Source organism: Pseudomonas sp. B21-047 (assembly GCF_024748775.1).
Taxonomy (GTDB): domain Bacteria; phylum Pseudomonadota; class Gammaproteobacteria; order Pseudomonadales; family Pseudomonadaceae; genus Aquipseudomonas; species Aquipseudomonas capeferrum.
This window is the reverse complement of record NZ_CP087169.1, coordinates 3,846,519-3,869,010: the sequence shown is the minus strand read 5'-3', so window position 1 is coordinate 3,869,010 and position 22,492 is coordinate 3,846,519. Positions and strand designations below refer to the sequence as shown.

At 63.7% G+C, this 22,492-nt stretch carries 17 protein-coding genes, 1 tRNA gene and 1 pseudogene; 12 read left to right on the top strand and 7 right to left on the bottom strand.

Annotated features, from left to right (window positions below):
* Positions 1–14 precede the first annotated feature (14 nt).
* From prpC to prpD, 4 genes and pseudogenes are all read left to right on the top strand, one after another.
* The gene (prpC, locus tag LOY26_RS17555; RefSeq protein WP_033699070.1) at positions 15–1,142 is read left to right on the top strand and encodes a 2-methylcitrate synthase; all 1,128 of its coding nucleotides are present in this window, start codon (positions 15–17) and stop codon (positions 1,140–1,142) included.
* Between the two features lie 77 nt (positions 1,143–1,219).
* Positions 1,220–3,809, top strand: a pseudogene (gene acnD / locus LOY26_RS17550) (Fe/S-dependent 2-methylisocitrate dehydratase AcnD).
* Between the two features lie 60 nt (positions 3,810–3,869).
* Positions 3,870–5,060 (top strand): 2-methylaconitate cis-trans isomerase PrpF, encoded by a 1,191-nt coding sequence (prpF, locus tag LOY26_RS17545; protein ID WP_186655095.1) that lies wholly within the window; start codon positions 3,870–3,872, stop codon positions 5,058–5,060.
* 68 nt (positions 5,061–5,128) lie between these two features.
* Positions 5,129–6,613 (top strand): 2-methylcitrate dehydratase, encoded by a 1,485-nt coding sequence (prpD, locus tag LOY26_RS17540; protein ID WP_258713939.1) that lies wholly within the window; start codon positions 5,129–5,131, stop codon positions 6,611–6,613.
* Between the two features lie 128 nt (positions 6,614–6,741).
* Here prpD and acnB read toward each other — a convergent pair whose 3' ends face one another.
* Complete coding sequence (gene acnB, locus LOY26_RS17535) at positions 6,742–9,351, bottom strand: bifunctional aconitate hydratase 2/2-methylisocitrate dehydratase (RefSeq protein ID WP_033699063.1); 2,610 nt, start codon at positions 9,349–9,351, stop codon at positions 6,742–6,744.
* Between the two features lie 404 nt (positions 9,352–9,755).
* Between acnB and LOY26_RS17530 the strand changes: the two genes are divergently transcribed.
* On the top strand, positions 9,756–10,235 hold the full coding sequence (locus LOY26_RS17530) for a DUF1289 domain-containing protein (protein ID WP_186655091.1): 480 nt from the start codon (positions 9,756–9,758) through the stop codon (positions 10,233–10,235).
* A gap of 62 nt (positions 10,236–10,297) precedes the next feature.
* Here LOY26_RS17530 and queD read toward each other — a convergent pair whose 3' ends face one another.
* Positions 10,298–10,654, bottom strand: coding sequence for a 6-carboxytetrahydropterin synthase QueD (queD, locus tag LOY26_RS17525; RefSeq protein WP_033699061.1), 357 nt, complete (start codon positions 10,652–10,654; stop codon positions 10,298–10,300).
* 132 nt (positions 10,655–10,786) lie between these two features.
* Here queD and LOY26_RS17520 point away from each other — a divergent pair, with 132 nt between their 5' ends.
* From LOY26_RS17520 to LOY26_RS17500, 5 genes are all read left to right on the top strand, one after another.
* The gene (locus tag LOY26_RS17520; RefSeq protein ID WP_186655089.1) at positions 10,787–11,092 is read left to right on the top strand and encodes a PepSY domain-containing protein; all 306 of its coding nucleotides are present in this window, start codon (positions 10,787–10,789) and stop codon (positions 11,090–11,092) included.
* Entirely contained in the window at positions 11,092–11,406 is a 315-nt protein-coding gene (locus LOY26_RS17515) for a PepSY domain-containing protein (protein ID WP_186655086.1), read from the top strand. The genes LOY26_RS17520 and LOY26_RS17515 overlap by 1 nt, the downstream gene beginning before the upstream one ends.
* Positions 11,407–12,075, top strand: coding sequence for a response regulator transcription factor (locus LOY26_RS17510; protein WP_033699056.1), 669 nt, complete (start codon positions 11,407–11,409; stop codon positions 12,073–12,075).
* The gene (locus LOY26_RS17505) at positions 12,072–13,391 is read left to right on the top strand and encodes a sensor histidine kinase (RefSeq protein ID WP_186655083.1); all 1,320 of its coding nucleotides are present in this window, start codon (positions 12,072–12,074) and stop codon (positions 13,389–13,391) included. The genes LOY26_RS17510 and LOY26_RS17505 overlap by 4 nt, the downstream gene beginning before the upstream one ends.
* Positions 13,392–13,616: 225 nt before the next feature.
* Complete coding sequence (locus LOY26_RS17500; RefSeq protein WP_258713938.1) at positions 13,617–14,774, top strand: HPP family protein; 1,158 nt, start codon at positions 13,617–13,619, stop codon at positions 14,772–14,774.
* On the opposite strand, the gene LOY26_RS17495 is transcribed toward LOY26_RS17500, so the two are convergent.
* Positions 14,748–15,614, bottom strand: a complete 867-nt coding sequence (locus LOY26_RS17495) for a LysR family transcriptional regulator (protein WP_186655077.1) — start codon at positions 15,612–15,614, stop codon at positions 14,748–14,750. The two genes, LOY26_RS17500 and LOY26_RS17495, sit on opposite strands and share 27 nt — an antisense overlap.
* A 180-nt stretch (positions 15,615–15,794) precedes the next feature.
* Here LOY26_RS17495 and LOY26_RS17490 point away from each other — a divergent pair, with 180 nt between their 5' ends.
* Complete coding sequence (locus tag LOY26_RS17490) at positions 15,795–17,684, top strand: propionyl-CoA synthetase (RefSeq protein ID WP_186655072.1); 1,890 nt, start codon at positions 15,795–15,797, stop codon at positions 17,682–17,684.
* A 34-nt stretch (positions 17,685–17,718) separates the two neighbouring features.
* On the opposite strand, the gene zapE is transcribed toward LOY26_RS17490, so the two are convergent.
* Together zapE and LOY26_RS17480 are read right to left on the bottom strand one after the other, a co-directional pair.
* The gene (zapE, locus tag LOY26_RS17485; RefSeq protein WP_047581101.1) at positions 17,719–18,792 is read right to left on the bottom strand and encodes a cell division protein ZapE; all 1,074 of its coding nucleotides are present in this window, start codon (positions 18,790–18,792) and stop codon (positions 17,719–17,721) included.
* A 114-nt stretch (positions 18,793–18,906) separates the two neighbouring features.
* Positions 18,907–19,149, bottom strand: coding sequence for a hypothetical protein (locus tag LOY26_RS17480; protein WP_186655053.1), 243 nt, complete (start codon positions 19,147–19,149; stop codon positions 18,907–18,909).
* 272 nt (positions 19,150–19,421) lie between these two features.
* Here LOY26_RS17480 and LOY26_RS17475 point away from each other — a divergent pair.
* Positions 19,422–19,496: transfer RNA gene (locus tag LOY26_RS17475), tRNA-Gln, on the top strand.
* A 126-nt stretch (positions 19,497–19,622) separates the two neighbouring features.
* Here LOY26_RS17475 and LOY26_RS17470 read toward each other — a convergent pair.
* A complete protein-coding gene (locus LOY26_RS17470) occupies positions 19,623–22,010 on the bottom strand; it encodes a hybrid sensor histidine kinase/response regulator (RefSeq protein ID WP_258713937.1) in 2,388 nt (795 codons plus the stop codon).
* A gap of 13 nt (positions 22,011–22,023) precedes the next feature.
* On the bottom strand, positions 22,024–22,485 hold the full coding sequence (locus LOY26_RS17465) for a response regulator (RefSeq protein WP_186655050.1): 462 nt from the start codon (positions 22,483–22,485) through the stop codon (positions 22,024–22,026).
* Positions 22,486–22,492 lie beyond the last annotated feature (7 nt).

Sequence of the window (22,492 nt, the reverse complement as noted above, 5' to 3'; positions counted from 1 at the left end):
AAAGGAGAAACACCATGGCCGAAGCAAAAGTACTCAGTGGCGCAGGCCTGCGTGGCCAGGTGGCCGGCCAGACCGCGTTGTCGACCGTTGGCCAGGCCGGTGCCGGCCTGACTTACCGCGGCTACGATGTCCGTGACCTGGCGGCCGGTGCCGAGTTCGAGGAAGTGGCCTATCTGCTGTTGTACGGCGAACTGCCAAGCAGCGCCGAGCTGGCCGAGTACAAGCACAAGCTCAAGGGCCTGCGTGACCTGCCGCAAGCCCTCAAGGAAGTGCTCGAGCGCATCCCGCGCGACGCCCACCCGATGGACGTGATGCGCACTGGCTGTTCGCTGCTGGGTACCCTGGAGCCGGAACTGACCTTCGACGCTCAGCACGACAAGACCGACCGCCTGCTGGCGCTGTTCCCGGCGGTCATGTGCTACTGGTACCGCTTCACCCACCATGGTGTGCGCATCGACTGCACCAGCGATGAAGACACCCTGGGCGGGCATTTCCTGCACCTGCTGCACGGCAAGAAGCCCAGCGAATTGCACGTCAAAGTGATGAACGTGTCGCTGATCCTCTACGCCGAGCACGAGTTCAACGCATCGACCTTTACCGCGCGCGTGTGCGCTTCGACCCTGTCCGACCTGTACTCCTGCATTACCGCTGCCATTGGCTCGCTGCGCGGCCCACTGCATGGCGGTGCCAACGAAGCGGCGATGGAGCTGATCGAGCGCTTCCAGAGCCCGCAGGACGCGACGGCCGAACTGCTGAGGATGCTGGAGCGCAAGGACAAGATCATGGGCTTTGGCCATGCCATCTACAAAGAGTCCGACCCGCGCAACGAGGTGATCAAGGGCTGGTCGAAGCAACTGGCCGACGAGGTCGGCGACAAGGTGCTGTACCCGGTTTCCGAAGCCATCGACAAGACCATGTGGGAGCAGAAACGCCTGTTCCCCAATGCTGACTTCTACCACGCGTCGGCGTACCACTTCATGGGCATCCCGACCAAGCTGTTTACCCCGATCTTCGTTTGCTCGCGCCTGACCGGCTGGGCGGCGCATGTCTTCGAACAGCGTGCCAACAACCGCATCATCCGCCCGAGCGCCGAGTATGTCGGCGTCGAACAGCGCCAGTTCGTGCCGATCGAACAGCGTTGAGTTGAAGGCCGTTGCGGGCTGTAACGCAGCCCCGACGGCCAGACCTACCGACTACCGTGACCGAGCCTGATAACTATATGAACACCGCATACCGCAAGAATCTGCCAGGCACCGACCTGGACTACTTCGATGCCCGCGCGGCGGTCGAGGCGATCAAGCCCGGCGCCTACGACGGCCTGCCGTACACCTCCCGCGTGCTCGCCGAAAACCTGGTGCGCCGCTGCGACCCGAGCACCCTCGACGCCTCCCTGGCTCAGTTGATCGAGCGCAAGCGCGATCTCGACTTCCCCTGGTTCCCGGCCCGTGTGGTGTGCCACGACATCCTCGGCCAGACTGCCCTGGTCGACCTGGCCGGCCTGCGTGACGCCATTGCCGACAGAGGTGGTGACCCGGCTCAGGTCAACCCGGTGGTGCCGGTGCAACTGATCGTCGACCACTCCTTGGCCGTCGAGTGTGGTGGTTTTCGACCCGCAGGCGTTCGAGAAAAACCGCGCCATCGAAGACCGCCGCAACGAAGACCGTTTCCATTTCATCAACTGGACCAAGAAGGCGTTCAAGAACGTCGATGTGATCCAGCCGGGCAACGGCATCATGCACCAGATCAACCTGGAGAAGATGTCGCCGGTGATCCACAGCGACCGCGGCGTGGCCTACCCGGACACCTGTGTCGGCACCGACAGCCACACCCCGCATGTCGACGCCCTGGGCGTGATCGCCATCGGTGTCGGCGGCCTGGAAGCCGAGAACGTGATGCTCGGCCGTGCCTCGTGGATGCGCCTGCCGGAAATCGTCGGCGTCGAGCTGACCGGCAAGCTGGCGCCGAACATCACCGCCACCGACCTGGTGCTGGCCCTGACCGAATTCCTGCGTAAACAGAAAGTCGTCGGTGCCTATCTGGAGTTCCACGGCGAGGGCGCCCGCGCCCTGACCCTGGGCGACCGTGCGACCATCTCCAACATGGCCCCGGAATATGGCGCCACTGCAGCGATGTTCGCCATCGACCAGCAGACCATCGACTACCTGAGGCTGACCGGCCGCGAGGATCAGCAGGTCAAGCTGGTAGAAACCTACGCCAAGGCCACCGGCCTGTGGGCCGACAGCCTGGGCGGCGCCGTCTACGAGCGCACCCTGAGCTTCGACCTGTCGAGCGTGGTGCGCAACATGGCCGGCCCGTCCAACCCGCACGCCCGCGTTGCCACCAGCGAGCTGGCGGCCAAGGGCATCGCCGGGGCCTGGGAGGAAGTGCCGGGGCAAATGCCGGACGGCGCGGTCATCATCGCCGCCATCACCAGTTGCACCAACACCAGCAACCCGCGCAACGTGATAGCCGCAGGCCTTCTGGCACGCAATGCCAACAAGCTCGGCCTGGCGCGCAAACCTTGGGTCAAGTCCTCGCTGGCGCCAGGCTCCAAGGCGGTGCAGCTGTACCTGGAAGAAGCGGGGCTGGAGAAAGAGCTGGAGCAGATGGGCTTTGGCATCGTCGCTTTCGCCTGCACCACCTGCAACGGCATGTCCGGTGCATTGGACCCGGTGATTCAGCAGGAGATCGTCGACCGCGACCTGTATGCCACTGCCGTGCTGTCGGGCAACCGCAACTTCGACGGGCGCATCCACCCTTACGCCAAGCAGGCCTTCCTGGCCTCGCCGCCGCTCGTGGTGGCCTATGCCATCGCCGGTACTATCCGCTTCGACATCGAAAAAGACGTGCTGGGGGTGGTCGACGGCAAGGAAATCCGCCTCAAGGATATCTGGCCGAGCGATGAAGAGATCGATGCCGTGGTGCGTGCGGCGGTCAAGCCGGAGCAGTTCCGCAAGGTCTACATCCCGATGTTCGCCATTGAGGAGGACCGCGGGCCGAAGGTTGCGCCGCTGTATGAGTGGCGCCCGATGAGCACCTACATCCGCCGTCCGCCGTACTGGGAAGGTGCCCTGGCCGGTGAGCGCAGCCTGCGTGGCATGCGCCCGTTGGCGGTGCTGCCGGACAACATCACCACCGATCACTTGTCGCCGTCCAACGCCATCATGCTGGACAGTGCGGCGGGTGAATACCTGGCGAAGATGGGCCTGCCGGAAGAGGACTTCAACTCCTACGCCACTCACCGTGGCGACCACCTGACTGCGCAGCGCGCCACCTTCGCCAACCCCAAGCTGTTCAACGAAATGGTGCGCAAGGAAGATGGCAGCGTGAAGCAAGGCTCGCTGACGCGTCTGGAGCCTGAAGGCAAGGTGACCCGCATGTGGGAGGCGATCGAAACCTACATGGAGCGCAAGCAGCCGCTGATCATTGTTGCCGGTGCCGACTACGGTCAGGGTTCGTCGCGTGACTGGGCGGCCAAGGGCGTGCGCCTGGCCGGGGTCGAGGCGATCGTTGCCGAAGGCTTCGAGCGGATCCATCGTACCAACCTGGTGGGCATGGGCGTGCTGCCGCTGGAGTTCAAGCCGGGGACCGACCGCAATACCTTGGCGCTCGATGGCAGCGAGACCTACGATGTGCTGGGTCAGCGCACGCCACGCGCGACCCTGACCCTGGTGGTGACGCGTCGCAACGGTGAGCGGGTCGAGGTGCCGGTGACTTGCCGCCTGGATACTGCCGAGGAAGTGTCGATCTACGAGGCGGGTGGGGTGCTGCAGCGCTTTGCCCAGGACTTCCTCGAAGCCTCCGCTTGACGGCTGGGGCCGCGCAGCGGCCCCAAGGGTTATTGCATTTTCAGACAGGACGGCACAGCAATGGCACATGCAGCACAAATCAAGATTCCTGCCACCTACATCCGTGGCGGCACCAGCAAGGGCGTATTCTTCCGCCTGCAAGACCTGCCCGAGCAGGCGCAGGTCCCGGGCCCAGCCCGTGATGCGCTGCTGTTGCGGGTTATCGGCAGCCCCGACCCTTACGGCAAGCAAATCGATGGCATGGGCGGCGCCACTTCGAGCACCAGCAAGACGGTGATCCTTTCGCGCAGCATCAAGCCCGAGCACGATGTCGACTACCTGTTCGGCCAGGTCAGCATCGACAAGGCTTTCGTCGACTGGAGCGGTAACTGCGGCAACCTGTCTGCCGCTGTCGGCTCGTTCGCCATCAGCAGCGGCCTGGTGGATTCGTCGCGCCTGCCGCGCAACGGCATGGCCACCGTGCGGATCTGGCAGGCCAACATCGGCAAGACCATCGTCGCCCATGTACCGATTACCGAAGGTGAAGTTCAGGAAACGGGCGATTTCGAGCTTGATGGCGTGACCTTTCCGGCCGCCGAGGTGCAGTTGGAGTTCCTCGACCCGGCTGCTGATGAAGACGGCGACGGCGGCTCGATGTTTCCCACCGGCAATCTGGTGGACGACCTGGAAGTGCCCGGTGTTGGTACCTTCAAAGCGACCCTGATCAATGCAGGGATCCCGACCATCTTCATCAATGCGGGCGATATCGGCTACACCGGTACCGAGCTGCAGGACGCGATCAACGGCGATCCGCAAGCGCTGCTGCGGTTCGAGACCCTTCGCGCCTATGGCGCCGTGCGCATGGGCCTGATTGAGCATGTCGACCAGGCGGCCGGGCGTCAGCACACACCGAAAGTGGCCTTCGTCGCCCCGCCGACCACCTACACTGCGTCCAGTGGCAAGGTTGTCGCGGCGGCTGACATCGACCTGCTGGTGCGTGCGTTGTCCATGGGCAAGCTGCATCACGCAATGATGGGCACTGCCGCAGTGGCCATCGGTACCGCTGCTGCCATTCCGGGCACGCTGGTCAACCTCGCCGCAGGCGGGGGTGAGCGCAGTGCCGTGCGTTTCGGTCACCCCTCGGGCACCTTGCGGGTGGGCGCCGAAGCGCGTCAGGTGAAGGGCGAGTGGACGGTGACCAAGGCAATCATGAGCCGCAGTGCTCGCGTGCTGATGGAAGGCTGGGTGAGGGTGCCCGGCGATAGCTTCTGACGCACCATTGGCGCTCGGCTTCAAGCGGGGCTGCACAGCAGCCCCTGTACTTCTGAAGGGAGCAGATGATGAGCGCCAACGTAGACCTCAACCAGCGCCCGGACTACGACCGGGTGCTGCAAACCCTCGCCGACTATGTCCTGACCTACCGGGTCGAATCCCCCGAGGCGCTGGACACCGCGCGCAACTGCCTGATGGACACCCTGGGCTGCGGCCTGCTGGCCCTGCGCTTCCCTGAATGCACCAAGCACCTCGGCCCGCTGGTGGAAGGCACCGTGGTGCCCAACGGCGCCCGTGTGCCCGGCACCGCGTACCGGCTGGACCCGGTCAAGGCCGCTTGGGATATCGGCTGCATCGTGCGCTGGCTGGACTACAACGACACCTGGCTGGCCGCCGAGTGGGCGCACCCCTCGGACAACCTTGGCGGCATCCTGGCCGTGGCCGATCACCTGTCGCAAAAACACGTGGCAAAGGGTGAAAGCCCACTGCTCATGCGCGAAGTGCTAGAAGCCATGGTCATGGCTCACGAGATCCAGGGTGTGCTGGCGCTGGAAAATTCCTTCAACCGCGTTGGCCTCGACCACGTGATACTGGTCAAGGTGGCCTCCACGGCCGTGTGCGCAAAGCTGATGGGCGCCACCCGGGAGCAACTGCTCTCGGCGTTGTCCCATGCTTTCGTCGACGGCCAGGCACTGCGTACCTACCGTCATGCGCCCAACGCCGGTTCGCGCAAGTCCTGGGCGGCGGGCGATGCTTCCAGTCGTGGGGTGCGCCTGGCCGATATCGCGCTGCGTGGCGAGATGGGCGTGCCGGGTGTGCTGACTGCGCCGCAATGGGGCTTTTACGACGTGTCGTTCAGCCATACCAACAAGGACCTGGCGCTTAAACCCAGCGCCCAGCAGGAGCTGCGCGTGCCGCAGCCGCTGGCCAGCTATGTGATGGAGAACGTGCTGTTCAAGGTCAGTTTCCCGGCCGAGTTCCACGCGCAGACCGCCTGTGAGGCGGCGGTGAGCCTGTACCCGCAGGTGCGTAATCGCCTGCATGAGGTAGACCGCATCGTCATCACCACCCAGGAATCGGCGATACGCATCATCTCCAAGGGCGGCCCGCTGGCCAATGCCGCCGACCGCGACCACTGCTTGCAGTACATGGTGGCAGTGCCGCTGATTTTCGGCCATCTGGTGGCCGAGCATTACGAGGATACCTTCCACGCTGCGCATCCGAGCATCGACCGCCTGCGCGAGAAAATGGAGGTGGTCGAGGACCCGCGTTTCACGCGTGAATACCTGGAAGCTGACAAGCGCTCCATCGCCAACGCCCTGCAGGTGTTCTTCAAGGATGGCAGCAGCACCGAGCAGGTGGTGGTCGAGTATCCGGTCGGGCACCGGCGCAGGCGCGGGGAGGGCATACCCTTGCTGGAGGCGAAGTTCAGGGAAAACCTGGCGACCCGGTTTGCGCGGCAGCGTTGTGAGGCGATTTTCGAGCTGTGCGAGGACCAGCAGAAGCTGGAATCGACGGCGGTGCACAGGTTTGTCGACCTGTTCGTGATCTGAGGTTGCCTTTGCGGGCCTCTTCGCGGGGCAAGCCCGCTCCCACTGGTAGGGAGTCGTCCCTGAGGGCCGAGCGCTCAATAAAAAACCCCGGCACTTCTGCCGGGTTTTTTGTTACTGCTTACCGCTGATTACGCCTGAACCACCGGGATCTTGGCGTTGGCCGCAGCCTCGCGGAACTCGGCAATCTGGTCGAAGCTCAGGTAGCGGTAGACGTCGGCAGCCATGCTGTCGATGTCTTTGGCGTACTGCATGTACTCTTCGACGGTCGGCAGTTTGCCGATGATCGAAGCGACAGCAGCCAGCTCGGCCGATGCCAGGTACACGTTGGTCGCGTCGCCCAGACGGTTCGGGAAGTTACGGGTCGAGGTGGAGACCACGGTCGAACCGGTCTGCACGCGCGCCTGGTTACCCATGCACAGCGAGCAGCCTGGCATTTCCATGCGCGCACCGGCCTTGCCGTAGATGCCGTAGTAGCCTTCTTCGGTCAGCTGGTGAGCGTCCATCTTGGTTGGCGGAGCCAGCCACAGACGGGTAGGGATGCCACCCTTGACCTTCTCCAGCAACTTGCCGGCAGCGCGGAAGTGGCCGATGTTGGTCATGCACGAACCGATGAACACTTCGTCGATCTTCTCGCCCTGCACCGAAGACAGCAGGCGGGCATCGTCCGGGTCGTTCGGCGCGCAGAGCACAGGCTCCTTGACGTCGGCCAGGTCGATTTCGATGATTTCGGCGTACTCGGCATCGGCGTCGGCCGACAGCAGCTCAGGGTTGGCCAGCCAGGCTTCCATGGCCTGGGCGCGACGCTCCAGGGTACGTGGGTCGCCGTAGCCTTCGCCGATCATCCAGCGCAGCAGGGTGATGTTGGACTTCAGGTACTCGGCGATGGCCTTTTCCGGCAGCTTGATGGTGCAGCCGGCAGCGGAACGCTCGGCCGAGGCGTCGGACAGCTCGAACGCTTGCTCGACGGTCAGTTCGTCCAGGCCTTCGATTTCCAGGATGCGGCCGGAGAAGGCGTTTTTCTTGCCCTTCTTCTCGACGGTCAGCAGGCCGTTCTGGATGGCGTAGTAAGGGATGGCATGCACCAGGTCACGCAGGGTGATGCCGGGTTGCAGTTTGCCCTTGAAGCGCACCAGGATCGACTCTGGCATGTCCAGCGGCATGACGCCGGTGGCGGCGGCGAAGGCCACCAGGCCGGAGCCGGCCGGGAACGAGATGCCGATCGGGAAGCGGGTGTGCGAGTCGCCACCGGTGCCGACGGTGTCAGGCATCAGCATGCGGTTCAGCCAGCTGTGGATGATGCCGTCGCCTGGGCGCAGCGACACGCCGCCACGGGTGCGGATGAAGTCTGGCAGGGTGTGGTGGGTGGTGACGTCGATCGGCTTGGGGTAAGCCGCGGTGTGGCAGAACGACTGCATCACCAGGTCAGCGGAGAAGCCCAGGCACGCCAGGTCTTTCAGCTCGTCGCGGGTCATCGGGCCAGTGGTGTCCTGGGAGCCGACGGTGGTCATCTTCGGCTCGCAGTATGCACCTGGGCGCACGCCTTGGCCTTCTGGCAGGCCGCACGCGCGGCCGACCATTTTCTGCGCCAGGGTGAAGCCCTTGTTGGATTCGGCAGGCTGCTCTGGTTTCTTGAACAGGTCGGACGCACCCAGGCCCAGTTCGGCGCGGGCTTTTTCGGTCAGGCCACGGCCAACGATCAACGGGATACGGCCGCCAGCACGGACTTCGTCCAGCAGTACTTCGGTTTTCAGGGCGAAGTTGGTGACCAGTTCGTCGCTGTCGTGACGGCGTACTTCACCTTTGTATGGGTATACGTCGATGACGTCGCCCATGCCCAGGTTGGTGCAGTCGAACTCGATCGGCAGGGCGCCGGCGTCTTCCATGGTGTTGTAGAAGATCGGGGCGATCTTGGTGCCGAAGCAGAAACCACCGGCGCGCTTGTTCGGCACGTACGGGATGTCGTCGCCGAAGAACCACAGCACCGAGTTGGTGGCGGATTTACGCGAAGAACCGGTACCGACGACGTCACCGACGTAGGCGACCGGGAAGCCTTTGGCCTTGACCGCTTCGATCTGCGCCAGCGGGCCGACCGAACCTGGCTGCTGAGGCTCGATACCGTCGCGGGCCATTTTCAGCATGGCCAGGGCGTGCAGCGGGATGTCTGGGCGCGACCAGGCATCCGGGGCAGGGGACAGGTCGTCGGTGTTGGTTTCGCCAGGCACCTTGAACACGGTCAGGGTGTACTTGTCGGCGATGGCCGGGCGCGTGGTGAACCACTCGCCGGCAGCCCAGGACTCCAGCACGGCCTTGGCGTGGGCGTTGCCCGACTTGGCTTTTTCGGCCACGTCGTGGAAGGCATCGAACATCAGCAGGGTATGCTTGAGCTGTTCGGCCGCGACGGCGCCCAGTTCGGCGTCATCCAGCAGCGCGACCAGCGTTTCGATGTTGTAGCCGCCCTGCATGGTGCCCAGCAGCTCGGTGGCGTGCTTGCGGTCGATCAGTGGCGACTTGGCTTCGCCCTTGGCCACGGCGGAGAGGAAAGCGGCCTTGACGTAGGCAGCTTCGTCGACCCCTGGCGGTACGCGGTTGGTGATCAGGTCTACGAGGAAGGCTTCTTCGCCGGCCGGCGGGTTTTTCAGCAGCTCGACCAGGCCTGCAGTTTGTTCGGCGTTCAGCGGCTGGGGCACGATACCCAGGGCGGCACGCTCTTCGATGTGTTTGCGGTAGGCTTCAAGCACAGTTATTACCCTCATCAGTGGTCCCTAAAGGGAGTCCGGGACGCTCATCCAGCATTCCATGCACCCATGCGCAATCACGGCTTCTTGGGCCGCCCAGCCAGGGTCGCAGAGAATCCTTACAGAAGCTGCTTTCAAAGTTTTACGCCTGCAGAACGGGGAGCTGATGAGGGCTGGCGCGGGCATGCGAGGGTGCATGGCCCGGGCCAACGCCGTTCTACCGGATTAACTGTGCTCGTGACGCTTTGAAAACAGCTTCCAACGGACATTGTTGCCTTGAAAAGGCGGGATGATTCTACGGCAAAAAAAGCCCGAAGGTAAGGCGGCGAACATGACTTTAACGAGTGACCCCGGTTAGACAAAGGGCTAACATGGGCTCGTATTCCTCCGCAAAGCCGTTGTTTTTCATGTCCAACAAGTCCATCAAGACCCCTTGCGTCGGCCTGTGCTCCACGGTGTACGGAGACACGGTATGCCGTGGCTGCAAGCGTTTTCACCATGAAGTGATCAACTGGAACGGCTACGACGACGCGCAGAAGCGCGCCGTGTGGTTGCGTCTGGAGCAGTTGCTGGTGCAGGTGATGATGGCCAAGCTGGAAGTCTTCGACAAAAGCCTGCTGCGCCAGCAACTGGAGCAGCGTGCCATCCGTTTTGTCGAACATCAGTCGGAATACTGCTGGGCTTACCAGTTGATCGCCCGTGGGGCGCGGATGATTCGCGACCTGGAGGCCTATGGCATGGTGCTGTTGCCCGAATTCCGTGGCTGGGATCTGCCGCAATTGCGCGACGCGATCGACCGGGAGTTCTTTTTGCTTTCCGAGGCGCATTACCAGCGTTACATCGCCCCGTGCTTCTTGCGCGATGCCCTCGAGCAAAGGCAGGGCTGACGCGGTAAGTGATCCGGCTGCTTCGCGAGTTTGCCTTGCGAGGCAGCCGGCAACCTCTGGGATCAATCCCCGGTGTATTCACATCCGCTGGTGCAGGTCTCGTGGATACGCACTTTGGACAGCTCCGGCAGTAACGGCTTTACCTGCTCCCAGATCCACTTGGCGATGACTTCGCTGGTGGGGTTTTCCAGGCCTGGGATGTCGTTCAGGTAGTTGTGGTCCAGTTGCTCGTAGATCGGCTTGAAGATCGCCTTGATCTCGGAAAAATCGCGGATCCAGCCGGTATGCGGGTCGAGCGGGCCGGTAAGGTGCAGGCCAACCTTGAACGAGTGACCATGCAGCCGGCCGCACTTGTGGCCGGCAGGGACGTGGGGCAGGCGGTGGGCCGATTCGAATGTAAATTCCTTGAAGATTTCCACGCTTTCAAAACTCTGTATGAATCAATAATGCGCGCAGTTTATCATGGCGCCAGCTGTTTTCAGGTTGAATTAAGGACCGCTGGGTAATCTTAACCCCGTAGACAACTTGAACATCTCTCAGGAGAGAACCTCATGAAGACTTTGACTGCCCTGTTCGCTGCCGCTGCTCTGGCTGTTGGTGCCAACGTTGCCCTGGCCGATGTGCCGGCTCACGAAATCAGCGGCCTGGAAAAAGCCGGTACCGTTCAGTCCCTGCAGAAACTGGCTGAAACGGCCAAGGCAAAACACCCGGGCTCTACCATCACCGATTCGGAGCTCGAGAACGAGTACGGCCGTTACATCCTCAAGGTCGAACTGCGTGATGCGCAAAACGTCGAGTGGGACGTCGATCTGGACGCCAAGACGGGTGAAGTACTGAAGGACAAACAGGACACCTGATGAAAGCGTTACCGCGCAAGGCTCGCTACCTGGCCCTCGCGCTGATGGCTGTCTGTTCGCTGGCGGTTGCCCGTGACCTCGATCAGGATGAAGCCCTTGAGCTGCGGCAAAAGGGCGTCATCCTGCCGCTTGAGCAATTGCTTGACTCAGCCCTGGGGCGTTACCCCGGGGCGCGTCTGCTGGAGGCAGAGCTGGAAGAAAAACACGGCCGCTACGAATACGAGGTCGAGCTGCTGACCCCTGCCGGGGTGGTGCGCGAGATCAAGCTGGATGCCCGCAGCGGCGTGCTGCTCAAAGACGAGGAAGACGACTGAATGCGCCTGTTGCTTGTCGAGGACAATGTGCCGCTGGCCGATGAACTGATCGCCGGCCTGCAACGCCAGGGCTATGCCGTGGACTGGCTGGCCGACGGCCGTGATGCGGTGTACCAGGGCCAGAGCGAACCCTACGACCTGATTGTCCTCGACCTCGGCCTGCCGGGCTTGCCGGGGCTCGATGTGCTGGCCCAGTGGCGCGCCGGCGGCCTGGCCACGCCGGTGCTGGTGTTGACCGCGCGCGGCTCCTGGGCCGAACGTATCGAGGGCCTGAAGGCTGGGGCCGACGATTACATGAGCAAACCCTTCCACCCGGAAGAGTTGCAGTTGCGCATCCAGGCATTGCTGCGCCGTGCCCGCGGCCTGGCCAATCAGCCCACCCTGGAAGCTGCCGGCTTGCACCTGGATGAAAGCCGACAGTGCGTGAGCCGCGATGGGGCCGATATCCAATTGACCGCCGCCGAGTTTCGGCTGCTGCGCTATTTCATGCTGCATCCGCAGCAGATCCTCTCCAAAAGCCACTTGGCCGAACACCTCTACGATGGCGAGACCGAGCGCGACTCCAATGTGCTTGAAGTGCACGTCAATCACCTGCGTCGCAAGTTGGGCCGCAGTGTGATCGAAACCCGTCGCGGGCAAGGCTACATCTACGCCGGGAACGTCGCGTGAAGTCGATCCAGGCGCGCCTGAGCCTGGGGCTGGTGGCGGTGCTGGTGGTGGTGGGCGTGGTGCTGGCGCAGCTCACCCTGTGGTTGTTCGAGGCGGGCCTGCAGCGCTACCTGGAAAACGGCCTGCGCAAGGAAAGCGAGAACCTGTTGGTGGCACTGGTGCGTGGCCCTTCGGGGTTGCAGCTGGATGAGCGGCGTATTTCCGGCGCTTACCAGCGGCCGTTTTCCGGTTATTACTTTCGCATCGATTTTGACCAAGGTACCTGGCGTTCGCGCTCGCTGTGGGACCTTGACATGCCCAAGCCTGCTGCGCCCGGCCTTTCCGATAGCCACGAGCTAGGCCCTGAGGGCCAGCAATTGCTGGCGCTGCGCGCTGACTATCGACGCCTTGGCCAGGATATCTCGATCAGTGTGGCGCAGGATTACTCACCGGTGCGCGAAGGCTTCCGGCGCATGCAGCAGATCGGCCTGGGCATGGGGCTGGTGGCCTTGATACTGGTGCTGGTACTGCAGCGCATCACGGTGAAGCGCTCGTTGCGCCCACTGGAGCGAGCCCGTCAACAGATCGCCCAGTTGCAACAGGGCCAGCGCTCCCAGCTGGATGCCGAAGTGCCTGTGGAACTGGCACCGTTGGTGGGGCAGATCAACCATTTGCTGAGCCACACCGAAGACAGCCTGCGCCGCTCGCGCAATGCCCTGGGCAACCTGGGCCATGCGCTGAAGACGCCGTTGGCGGTGCTGCTGAGCCTGGCGTCCAGCGAGCGCTTGCAGGGGCTGCCCGACGTGCGTGAGCAGATGCGCGCACAGCTTGAGCAGATTCAGCAGCGCCTGGTGCGCGAACTCAACCGGGCTCGCCTGGCGGGCGATGCCTTGCCGGGTGCCCAGTTCGACTGCGATGCCGAATTGCCAGGGCTGTTGGGTACCTTGGGGATGATCCACGGTGAAGGCCTGGTGCTTGAGCGGGACGTACCGCCTGGGCTGTTGCTGCCCTGGGATCGCGAAGACGTGCTGGAGCTGCTGGGCAATCTGCTGGACAACGCCTGCAAGTGGGCCGACAGCGAGGTGCGCCTGGGGATTGCGCCGCGTGAAGGGGGTTATCAGCTGTGGGTTGACGATGACGGCCCGGGCATCCCTGAAGGCCAGCGTCTGCAGGTGCTGGAGCGCGGTTCGCGGCTGGATGAACAGGTCGATGGACATGGCCTGGGGCTGGGCATCGTGCGCGACATCGTTGAGGCCTGGGGCGGGCGCCTGGTGTTGCTCGAAAGCCCTTTGGGCGGGTTGCGGGTGAATATCGAGTTGCCGCGCCGGGCTCGATAACGCCGGGGCCTGCCAGATCACCACTGCAAAAATATTGCAGTACAGCCGCATTTTTTTGAATTGGCCCTTGTAAGCCCCGCCCGGCACAATCCCCTCACGAAACTTCCCAGTTTCCATCTCTCCACGGACGGAGCCCCTTGCGCTATTGCTTTGGCAATACAGGGCCCAGGCCAGCTCGGCTGGGCTTTCTTTTTCACCAGAAAAACTACGATCCCGATTATTCCAATGCCTGCCTCGCGTTCCGAAAGTCGTCTGCAGCGGCTGTTGCCTGCGCCCCTCAATACATCCCCTAAAGAATGGCTGCGTGCTGGAGCCGGTGCACTGCTCGGCCTGTTCCTCGCCGGCTGGCTGACCAGCCTGGCCTACGGCCCTGGCATCGCCTTGCACCTTCTAGGCCCCTTGGCTGCCTCGGCAGTGCTGGTATTTGCCGTGCATTCCGGCCCTTTGGCCCAGCCTTGGCCAGTGCTGGGCAGTTACGCCCTGGCGGGCGCTGTCGGCCTGGCCATGCGCCAGGGCTTCGGGCCTGAGCTGTGGGTGGCTGCCGCAGCCCTGGCGATCTCGGTGCTGTCGATGTGCCTGCTGCGCTGCCTGCACCCGCCGGGCGGTGGGGTGGCGGTGAGTGCAGTGCTGGCCGATTCGGGGCTTACGGCCCTGGGTGACCATCTGCTGGAGCCGGTGCTGCTCAATGCGCTGATCCTGGTGGCAGTCGCGGTGCTCTACAACCGTTTGACCGGCGTGCGCTACCCCAAGGGCAATGCCCCGCGCAAAGAGCTGCATCACACCCATGACCCATTGCCCAGTGAGCGCGTGGGGGTCAGCGGCGCCGATCTGGACCAGGCGCTTGAAGAGTTGGGCGAGTTCGTAGACGTCACCCGCGACGAGCTGGAACGCATCATCCTTGCCACCGAGCAACATGCCCTGCAACGCAGCCTTGGCGGTATCACGGCGGCATCGGTGATGTCCCGGGATGTGCAGTTCGCGTCACCCGACACCACCCTGGAGCAGGCGTGGACGATGCTGGCCAGTCACCACCTGAAAACCCTGCCGGTGCTGCAGCACGGCAAGTTGGTAGGCATCGTCAGCCTCAGCGACCTGGTCGGGCCGGCCATGCAGCGGGGGCAGTTCCGTTGGCGCGGCCTGTTCGGGCGCAAGGCGGTGCGCATGGCGCAGGTGATGAGCCGGCGGGTGATCAGTGTCAGCAGCCAGCACCCGCTGGAGCGCCTGTTGCCCTTGCTGTGTGAACAAGGGCTGCACTGCTTGCCGGTAATCGACGCTGGCCAATTGGTCGGGGTGGTCACCCAGACCGACCTGATCGCCGGCCTCAAACGCCAGTTGCTCAGCGCCGCAGGCACTGCTTCAGATCACCGGGTCCCAGCGCTGTGACCAGTCGCTGGCGCCGGCGGCCACCAGCCGGCGCAGTATCGCGAATGCCTGTTGCAGGGCCTCGCTGTCGCGCTTGCGCGGGTACACCAGAAATGTCGGGTAGGTGAATTCTGGTGCCTGGGGTACCCGCTCGAACACCCCGCTGTCCAGATAGGCCTGCACTACGCGGGTACGGAAGTAGCCGCTGCCGCCCTGGTCGAGGATGAACTGCAGAGCCAGGGGCCCGAGGTTGAAGCTCAGTGCCGGGCGCGCGCAGTCGGGCAGGGCAGCGTCGTGCTGGCGGCGGAATGCCTCCCCCCAGTCGATGTAGATGTACGGGTCTGGCTGGTCAACCCGGCGCACGCGGATCAACTTCTCTTCCATCAATTGCTCCACCTGCAGGCCCGGCCCGTAGGTCGGCTGATACACCAGCGCGGCGTCCAGCAGGCCCATCTCCACCTTGCGCAGCAGCGACTCGCCATCGCTCACCTCGCTGCGGATGGCATGGCTGGGCAGTTCGCGGTGCAGGGCGCTGACCCAGTCGAGCATCATCGGGTTGCCCAGGCTCACTTCGCCGCCCACATGCAGCACCTGCTGGCACCCTTCAGGCAGCGGCAGGTCGCGGCGCGCTGCCTCCCACGTCTGCACCAGCTGGTTGGCATAGCTGACGAAGGCCTCGCCATCGCTGGTCAAGCTGGCGCCGTTGCGGCTGCGTACGAACAACTGGCAGCCCAGTTGCTGCTCCAGGCGCTGCACCCGTGCAGTGATCGCGGTCTGCGACACGAACAGGCGCTCAGCGGCGGCGACCAGGCTGCCGCAACGCACGATTTCCAGAAAGGTACGGGCCTGTTCGATATCCATGGGGTGCTCAGTGGCGGAAGGGGAGGCCTATTCTAGAGAATTTGCACCGTTATGGGGCGTATTGGCGTTGTCTGCAAATTTGCAGGTCGGTTGTGACTTTAGTCCCATGGCGGCCCCGGTGTGGCGGTCCATACTCAAGTTTCGCCCTTCAATAACAACAAGTACCGGGTTTTCTACGCCATGAGCTATCAGCACAGCTACGCCCATTCCATTGCCGACCCTGCCGCATTCTGGGCCGAACAGGCCGCGCACCTGGCCTGGCACCGCACGCCTTCCCTCACCTTGCAGGACAACCCGGACGGTACCCACCGCTGGTTTGCCGACGGCCGCCTGAACAGCTGCCACCTTGCCCTCGACCACCAGATCGAACAAGGTCGCGGCGAGCAGTTGGCGCTGATCTACGACTCGCCTGTGACAGGCGTGCAACAGGCGTATACCTATCGTCAGTTGCGCGACGAGGTGGCACGCCTGGCGGGCTTGCTGCGCCAGCTGGGGGTCAACAAGGGGGACGGGGTGATCATCTACATGCCCATGGTGCCCCAGGCGGCCATGGCCATGCTGGCCTGCGCGCGGATCGGTGCGGTGCATTCGGTGGTGTTCGGCGGTTTTGCCGCCAACGAACTGGCCTTGCGCATCGATGATGCCCGGCCCGCGTTGCTGCTGACGGCGTCCTGTGGCCTGGAGTTCGACCGGGTGATCGAATACAAGCCGTTGGTCGATCGCGCCCTGCAACTGGCCCGCCACCAGCCGCGCAATGTGCTGGTATTGCAGCGGCCCCAGGCCCGCGCCCCGTTGCAGCCTGGCCGCGACCTCGATTGGCAGCAAGCGCTGGCAATGGCCGAGCCGGTCGCCCCTGTCGAGCTGGATGCAGGTGACCCGCTGTACATCATGTACACCTCCGGTACCACCGGGAAGCCCAAGGGCATCGTGCGGGAAAACGGCGGCAACGCGGTAGCGCTGTGCTATGCCATGCGCCACATCTACGGTATGCAGGCCGGTGACGTGTGGTGGGGGATTTCCGATGTGGGCTGGGTGGTCGGCCATTCGCTGATTGTGTATGGCCCGTTGATGAGCGGTTGCACCACGGTGTTTTATGAGGGCAAACCGATACGCACCCCGGACGCCTCGGCGTATTGGCGGGTGGTCGAGCAATACAAGGTCAACGCCTTGTTCTGCGCGCCGACCGCCATGCGTGCAATCCGCAAGGAAGACCCGGACGGCGCGTTGATCAAAGGGCATGACCTGAGCTCGCTGCGTCAGCTGTTTCTGGCTGGGGAGAAGCTCGACTCCAGCACCCATGAATGGCTGGAGCGGGTCACTGGCAAACCGGTGCACGACCATTGGTGGCAAACCGAGACCGGCTGGCCGGTCACCGCACCTTGCGTTGGGCTGGACGGCAGCGCCGCGCGAGCGGGCTCGAGCAACCGCGCCGTGCCGGGCTACAACGTACGTGTGCTGGACGATGAAGGCCATTTGCTGGGGCCCAACCACCAGGGCTCGATCGTCATCGCGCTGCCGTTGCCGCCCGGGTGCAGCCAGACGCTGTGGGGCGACCACGAGCGCTACCTGCAGGCCTACCTGCGCACCTACCCCGGCTACTACCACACAGGCGACGGCGGTTATCTCGATGATGACGGTTTCGTGTACATCATGGGGCGCACGGACGACGTGATAAACGTCTCCGGGCATCGTCTGTCTACCGGCGAGATGGAGGACCTGGTGGCGCGTCACCCGGCGGTCGCCGAATGCGCGGTGATCGGCGTGCATGACGATATCAAGGGGCAGGTGCCTTTGGCACTGGTGGTGCTCAAGGATGGCGAAGGCATTGCCGAGTCGCAGTTGTTGGTCGAATTGGTGGGCAACGTGCGCGAGGAAATCGGGGCACTGGCGTGTTTCAACCGGGTGCGGCTGGTGAAGCGGTTGCCCAAGACCCGCTCAGGGAAGATCTTGCGGGCGGTGCTGCGCAAGATTGCCGATGGCCAGGACTATGTGCCGCCTTCGACCCTGGATGACCCCGCTGTGCTGGGGGAAATCGAGGCGGTGCTGGCGGACCTGCCGCGGGCGGGTTGAGGCGGGATGCTGGGGCTGCATGGCAGCCCCGGCATCAATCAGGCCCCACCTGATGCAACTGCCCCAGCCGGCTGCGCGTGCGCATCAGGTCGGTAATCGCGCCACCCAGGCTCTCATCCAGCGGACGCTGCCCGATCACCGTCAGCTGCTTGTCCTGGTCATATAGCACATCCACCAGGTTCACGAATCGCTGCTGCGCGGCCAATGAGCAGTCGGACAAATCGCCCAGCCCATCGATGACCCACGCATCGTACTGCGCCGCCAGCGCCAGGTAATCGATCACCGCAGTAGGCTGCTCGCACAGGTCGTCGAAGGCAAACATCACCTGCCGACCTTGATGGGCCAGTGCGCGCAGGCTGCGTTTGTTGATATCCAGCGTGGCAGGCTGCGCGCCCGGCACGTTCAGTGCCTGGCGCTGCTCGGCGGTGCCGGGCCACACATAGTGACCTTGGGTAAACCGCTGGTGCTCGCGGTTGGCTGGCAGGCTGCGAAAATCGGTGTCGCCGCCGACTTCCAGCACCTGCATTCGGCCGTTGATCAGGCGGATCACCGGCAGAAAACGTTCGTGGTAAAGCGGGTTGGGCAACAGCCCTTCCGGTGCGTAGTTCGACGTTACCAATAGCCATATCCCACGCTCGAACAGCGCGGTGAACAGCCGGGTGAGCAGCATGGCATCGCCAATGTCATGCACATGGAATTCGTCGAAACACAGCACTCGACACGCGCCGAGCAGCTCGTCCAGGGTCGCCCCGAGGGCATCGTCCAGCGCCCGGTGGCGGTGCATACCCTGGTGCAGTCGGGCAAAGAAATCATGGAAGTGCAGGCGCCGCTTGGTCGCAACCGGCACAGCCTGGAAAAAACCGTCGAGCAGCCAGCTTTTGCCCCGGCCCACTGAGCCATGCAGGTAGAGGCTGCGTGGTTGTCCGTTTTCCAGCTGTGCCACCTGCTCGGCCATGCACTGGATGACCCGACGCTGACCCTCGCTGAGCTGGTAGCCACGGCTGCTGGCCTTGTCCTCGAACCAGGCCAGCAATTCGCTCTGAGGGGCAGCGCTTGCGCGCAGGCGCTGGCCGAGCTGACGCAGCGGTGTAGGGATCCAGGCAGGCAAATCGATAGCTCCTTGGTCGAGGGGGCGGGGCGCAGCTTGCGCGAAGGCCGCCATTTTGACCAATAGAGAAAGCAGTGGGCAATGATCGCCAGACGAGATAGGTTCGCGCGGCCCTCAGCCTTTACGTTCCAGTTGGCGCTCGATCATGTACTTCACCGCCAGGCGGCGTTCCTTGAGGTGGCGCAGGTCTTCGTCGACGAAATTGCCAGCGGAGATCGACTCGGCGGCCAGCACTTGGTTGTCGATGTCCATGTACTCGTCCAAGAGCCGGTCCAGGGCCCTGTCCTGCTGGCGACGTTGCTGGACGATTTCGCGGGGGTAGTGCAAGTCCTGGTAAAGGTCGTGTGAGACAGGCATGGGTGCCTCCTTGGTCAATGCAGTGCGCTTATCTGATTGGAAGGGTGAAATACGATTGTGTTGACGCGGGGCAGGGGGAAAGCGACGGGTGGTTGCCGGGGATGGGCGCTTCGCGCCGGTGACGAAGAGTAACTTGCTGTTTTAAAGCATTTTTTTTCATAAAGGGGGTTCACAGCTCTAAAGAATGTTGTTAAAGTGCCGCGCATTCCACGACAACAACCCAGTTGTCAGGCAGTTGGAATTGTCAAAGCAGCAATTGCTGCATCCGATACAGGGGCGTCGCCAAGCGGTAAGGCAGCAGGTTTTGATCCTGCCATGCGTTGGTTCGAATCCAGCCGCCCCTGCCATTTTCTGTTTCACATTACCTATTCTTTTCTCGGTGCTTAGCAAGACAAGCGCCGGGTTTTGTCGTTTCCGGCGTTTGTACCTGCCCATGTCGCCGGTAAGCCGGCGACATGGGCAGGGGGTGCAAACTACGGCGAGGTGCGCAGCAGTTCACTCAGCGCACGCGCCAGTTCATCGGCCTGCACAGGCTTCTGCATCACCAGGCTACCTGGCAACTCCAACCCCTCCAGCTCTGCATAACCGGTCAGAAACACCACCGGCAAATGCGGGTGCCGTTCGCGCGCCGCCAGCGCCAACTGCGCGCCGTTGAATTCGGGCATGGCAAAGTCGGTCAGCAACAGGTCAATCTCGTCATCGAGCAAGGCCAGGGCCTGCTCACCGCTGTGCGCCTGACGCACCTGATAGCCGTACTGGCGCAGCACATCGCCGAGCATGTCGCGTACCAGGTGGTCGTCATCCACCAGCAGCACCGTGCGGTTGTGGCCACTTGCACTGGTCGGCTGGGCAAGCAGTGGGGCCACCGGTTCGCTCTGCACGTGATCCTTTACCGCCGGCAGGTACACTGCCACCTGAGTGCCGCGACCAGGCTCGGTGTCGATGCGCACGCCACCGCCCGACTGCTTGGCAAAGCCGAATACCTGGGCCAGTCCCAGGCCCGAGCCCTTGCCGATGTCCTTGGTGGTGAAGAAGGGCTCGAACACCTTGGCCAGCACGTCTTCGCTCATGCCGCAGCCGGTGTCGCGGATGCTCAGCATCACGTACTCGCCGGGGTCGGGGTCTTCCGGGCGCTGAGGGCGGGCCTCGATGTGGGTGTTGCGGGTCGAGAGGGCCAGTTGGCCGCCGTCCGGCATGGCATCCCGGGCATTGATCGCCAGGTTGAGGATGATCATCTCGGTCTGGGTCGGGTCGGTCAGTGCCTGCCACAGGTTCGGGTCCAGGTCCAGGCGCACCGACACGTTGCCGCCAAGGGTGCGGCGCAGCAACTCCTCAAGGCCGGCCAGGGTCCGGTTCAGGTTCAGTGGCACCGGCTCCAGGCGCTGGCGTCGGGAGAAGGCCAGCAACTGCGAGGTCAGCTTGGCACCCCGTTCGCCCGCTTCGCGAATATGCGTGAGGCGGGTGCGTGCCTTGTTCAGGTCGGCCTTGTTCAGGTCGCGCTCAAGGAAGCTGGCACCGGTGAGGATTACTGTCAGCAGGTTGTTGAAGTCGTGCGCCACGCCAGCGGTCAGTTGGCCGACCGCTTCCAGGCGCTGCATCTGTTGCAACGCGGCCTCGATGCGCTCGCGCTCGGTGATTTGCTCACGCAGGCGGGTGTTGGCCTCGGCCAGCCCCAGGGCGGCCTCGCGCTCGCTGGTGATGTCGCGGGCCACCACATACAGCAGGGTGTCTTCCGGTACCACCACCCAGGACAGCCAGCGCTGCTGGCCGCCGGCATGCAGGATGCGCCCGACGAAGCGCGCGCTGGTGCGCCCGTGGGCGAGGGCGGCCAGTTCGGTGAGCAACAGTTCTTGATCGGGTTCGGGTAACAGGTGCAGCAGCGACGCCTGGCTCAGCCGCTCGCGGGAAAGGCCCAGGCTCGCCTCCCAGGCCGGGTTGAGCGCGACCGGGGTGAGGTCTTTGTTCAACACCGCCAGCAAGTCCTGCGACAGCTCCCAGGCACGGTCGCGTTCACGGGTGCGGCGCTCGACCCGTTCACCGAGCATCTCGTTGAGTTGCTTGAGGGCTTGGGTGGCCTGGCGCTGGGTATGGATGTCCTGCAGCACGCCGGAAAAGCGCACGCACTGGCCGTCGACGAACTGGGTCTGGCCGCTGCTGAGCAGCCAGCGCGGTTCCAGGCCGTCGAGTAGCGCGCTACGGAATTCGACCCGGTAGTGGCCGTCGCTCTCGGAGCGCATGGCATGCTGCACGGCGTCACGGACCATGGCGACGTCATCGGGGTAGATGCCGGCCAGGAACACCTCCATGCTCATCTCGGTGCTGGTGGGCAACCCGAACAAGGTTTTGCAGCGGTCGTCCCACAGCAACAGGCCTTCTTGTGGGCGCAGGTCCCAGGTGCCCATGCCGGCGGCGTCGATGGCGATGCGTGCGCGCGCTTCGACATCTGCCAGCGCTTCTTCGGCGCGGCGCCGGCGCTGGCGCTCCTGTACCTCGGTCAGGGCCCGCCGCACGGCCTTGGGTAGCAGGGGCAGGTTTTTCTTCAGCACATAGTCGGTGGCACCCAGGCGGATCATCTCCACCGCGTGCTCTTCACCGTAGATGCCGGAAAGGAAGATGAACGGGGTGTCCGGTGCCAGGCGCTGGGCAATGGCCAGCACGTCGGTGCCGGACGAGCCGGGCAGCACGCAGTCGCAGAGGATCAGGTCGTAATGAGCCTCACGCAGCGCGTGCTCGACCCCTATATGGTCGAACACCAGCTGCGACTCAACGTGCAGCCCGCTGCGCTCCAGGCGCAGCAGGGTCAGCTCGGCGTCCATCGAGCTGTCTTCGACCATCAACAGTTTCAGCGGCGTTGGCAGCATCTTTGCGGTGGCCTCAATTGCTGCTGCGGCGGTTTAGGCGCAGCGAGCCGGGTGGCGGTTCGTTGAGCACGGCCCAGAATATCCCGAGGTCGGAGATGGCGGCGACGAACTCTTTGAATTCCACGGGCTTGACCACGTAGGCATTAACCCCCAGCTCGTAGGCGCGCAGCAGGTCGGGCTCCTCTCGAGACGAGGTCAGCATCACCGTCGGGATACTGCGCAGGTCAGGCGTGGAACGGACTTCCTTGAGCACTTCCAGGCCATCGACCTTGGGCAGCTTGAGGTCCAGCAACAGCACGGCGGGGTTGCCGTCGTCGCGTGCAGCATAGGCGTTGCGGCGCAGCAGGTAGTCCAGGGCATCGGCGCCGTCACGCAGCACGATGACTTCGTTGGCCAACTGGCTGCGCTCCAGGGCCAGCAGGGTGAGCTCCAGGTCCCGGGGGTTGTCTTCTACCAGCAGGATGGGTTTGAGCATGATGGTA

Coding starts and splice junctions, on each gene's coding strand:
- prpC (WP_033699070.1), top strand. CDS start 15: ATGGCCGAAGCAAAAGTACTCAGTGGCGCAGGCCTGCGTGGCCAGGTG.
- prpF (WP_186655095.1), top strand. CDS start 3,870: ATGGCACATGCAGCACAAATCAAGATTCCTGCCACCTACATCCGTGGC.
- prpD (WP_258713939.1), top strand. CDS start 5,129: ATGAGCGCCAACGTAGACCTCAACCAGCGCCCGGACTACGACCGGGTG.
- LOY26_RS17530 (WP_186655091.1), top strand. CDS start 9,756: ATGTCCAACAAGTCCATCAAGACCCCTTGCGTCGGCCTGTGCTCCACG.
- LOY26_RS17520 (WP_186655089.1), top strand. CDS start 10,787: ATGAAGACTTTGACTGCCCTGTTCGCTGCCGCTGCTCTGGCTGTTGGT.
- LOY26_RS17515 (WP_186655086.1), top strand. CDS start 11,092: ATGAAAGCGTTACCGCGCAAGGCTCGCTACCTGGCCCTCGCGCTGATG.
- LOY26_RS17510 (WP_033699056.1), top strand. CDS start 11,407: ATGCGCCTGTTGCTTGTCGAGGACAATGTGCCGCTGGCCGATGAACTG.
- LOY26_RS17500 (WP_258713938.1), top strand. CDS start 13,617: ATGCCTGCCTCGCGTTCCGAAAGTCGTCTGCAGCGGCTGTTGCCTGCG.
- LOY26_RS17495 (WP_186655077.1), bottom strand. CDS start 15,614: ATGGATATCGAACAGGCCCGTACCTTTCTGGAAATCGTGCGTTGCGGC.
- LOY26_RS17490 (WP_186655072.1), top strand. CDS start 15,795: ATGAGCTATCAGCACAGCTACGCCCATTCCATTGCCGACCCTGCCGCA.
- LOY26_RS17480 (WP_186655053.1), bottom strand. CDS start 19,149: ATGCCTGTCTCACACGACCTTTACCAGGACTTGCACTACCCCCGCGAA.
- LOY26_RS17470 (WP_258713937.1), bottom strand. CDS start 22,010: ATGCTGCCAACGCCGCTGAAACTGTTGATGGTCGAAGACAGCTCGATG.
- LOY26_RS17465 (WP_186655050.1), bottom strand. CDS start 22,485: ATGCTCAAACCCATCCTGCTGGTAGAAGACAACCCCCGGGACCTGGAG.